The following is a 2,247-nucleotide window of genomic DNA, read 5'->3' on the forward strand; positions in this document are numbered from 1 at the left end:
GAGCGCCAGCGTCGCGCCCAGCCGCGGGCCGTGCGCCCAATAGGAATAGAGCCCGCTATTGGCGTCCACCCGCGTCACCACATAGTCCAGCCCCGCCGAAAGACCCGGCGCGATGTCATATTGCAGCCCGGCAACCACCCCCTTGGTGACATTGTCGCGCAGCGCGTCGTCAGGGATGGCGAAACGGCCGAGCGAGCCGCCCAGGCCCAGCGCCAGTCCGGGCGCGACCTCGAAACTGCCCCTTGCGTCCAGCCCCGCCATGACCTGCTGCACCGCGCCATCGGTCCATCGCAGTCCGGCATTGCCCTGCATATTCAGGCTCAGCGGGCTGTTGACATGGATGATGCCGGCAACTGCCCGCAGGCTCTGATTGCTGTTGGATGCGTCGAGCGTGTAGAAATTGCCGCGCGCCTCGCCGCCGAACAGCAGCGCCCAGTCCGCGCTGAGCGGCTGGATGACACTGCCTTCGACGCCCAGCGTCAGCGCCCGGTCGGGCTTGCTTTGGCTGTTCGCATCGACGGCCAGCAGCAGCGGAAACGCCCCCAGCATGGCCTGCACCGATGTGGCGGAGGTGCCGGCATTGGCGTTGCTGTCGATCAGGATTCCGAGCGCGGCCGCGCCCCTGACGATGGGGGGCAGCAGGCCAATGGGCACCGCTTCGATCTCGATCAGGCCATTGGCCGCCGCGGCTTCGAGGAAAAGCAGCCGCGCGGCGATGATCGGCGCGTCGACCTCGGCCAGAATGCGCTGGTAATGATAGATGGCGCGCCCATATTGGCCCAACCCGGTCCGGCATTCCCCCAGCCGCGCCAGCGCCTGGAGATCGCCGGGAGACGCCCCGAAATGCCGTTCGATCAGCGTGCATGCCGCTGGCCAGTCCCGCCTTTCCAGCAACTGGTCCGCCTGTGCCAGGATGACGGCGTCCTCCGCCGTCACCGGGCCGGTCGCGGCCACGCAAACCGAGCTGCTGAGCACAAGGGCGAAGGCGGCGAGCGCAAGAGGACGCAGGGTCATCGCACGCCTCCCGCCTGGCCATAGACCATGCCGGCATTGGGCCCGCTGTCGATCAGCGCACTCCAATCGCCCAGGATCATTTCGGCCGCGCCGCCGTAAAACTTCCCGTTCCATTCACCGCCGATGATATCGCCGCCGAACGCCCCACCCGAGACGTAATCGCTCACCAGCGCATTGCCGCTGCCGGTCAGCACATTGCCGCTGAAGCTGACATGGCCGTCCAGATCGGGATTGGGCGAGACGAATGTCATGCCGCCATGGGCGTAAAGCGTGGTGAAGTCGAAAACCACCTCGAAGCTGCCCGTCGATAATTGCCCATCGGGCATGGTGGCGATGGACGAGCCGACATAATGGGCATTGAGCGCCGCCGGCACCGAGGCCCAATTGGGGCTGCCGGCATAGGCCGGATATCGCGCCGTGAACAGGCGCCGCCAATCCGCCAGCATTTCCGCGTTCCGGTTCGCCGCGCTCTTGGCCAGCGCCGCCGTCCTGGCGGCCGCTTCCCGCGCCTCTTTCTCCGCCCGAGCCTCCGTCCTCAGCTTTTCTGCTGCGGCATTTGCCGCCCGCGCGAATTTATCATCCTCCGGCGCCGTCTGACTGTCCGCTCCCTTGGGCGTCGAGCCCGCCGCCTGTTTGGTTTCCTTCAGCTCCTGAAGAACCGATTGCAGCATGTTTTCGAGTTCGGACTGATTGCTGGTGGGCGGTTTCAGGGGCGGTGTCGTTTGCGGCTCCGATGTGAGAATCGGATCGAGACCATGCATCTGGTTCACCATGGACCCAAGCATGCTGCTCAGACTGTTCACGATTTCGCCCTGCGACGGATCCGGTTTGAGGCTGTCCTTGTAGCTGCCTATGGTCGTCTGCGCCTGCACGGGACCCGTCCCCAGGGCAAGGGCCAGCGCGCAGGCCGCCCCGATCGTCTGAAACCGAACCATGATTCCCCCCATTTGTTGAGGTCACCATAAGCGAGACAATCGACCTCGCTTTATCCGCTCTTATCATCGCCGCCGATTGTGGGGCCGCATTGCGGAACAAAATCGCCGCTCTGGCATTGAGCCCGATCATTGGGGGAACAATTGAGCGACTATCCTGCATCGCCCGGTTTCTCGCGCCGCCGTCCCAGCGCCTTCGAGAGCATCGCCACCTTCGCCATCATCGCCGCCCTGCTTTATCTGGGGGCCGGCATCTTCGTGCCGCTGGTGCTTTCAGTGCTGCTGGCCTTCGCCCTCAATC

Annotated in this window: 2 protein-coding genes; both read right to left on the reverse strand. The window is 65.1% G+C overall.

The genetic code is table 11. The annotated features are described in order from the left end of the window. Positions 1–1,014 (reverse strand): hypothetical protein (locus VDP82_RS17215; protein WP_323016048.1); only part of this gene is annotated, 1,014 nt, incomplete at its 3' end. Further along, complete coding sequence (locus VDP82_RS17220) at positions 1,011–1,949, reverse strand: hypothetical protein (RefSeq protein WP_323016049.1); 939 nt, start codon at positions 1,947–1,949, stop codon at positions 1,011–1,013. The genes VDP82_RS17215 and VDP82_RS17220, both read right to left, overlap by 4 nt. Between the last annotated feature and the right edge of the window lie 298 nt (positions 1,950–2,247).

Source organism: Devosia sp., from assembly GCF_034675085.1.
Lineage (GTDB): Bacteria > Pseudomonadota > Alphaproteobacteria > Rhizobiales > Devosiaceae > Devosia.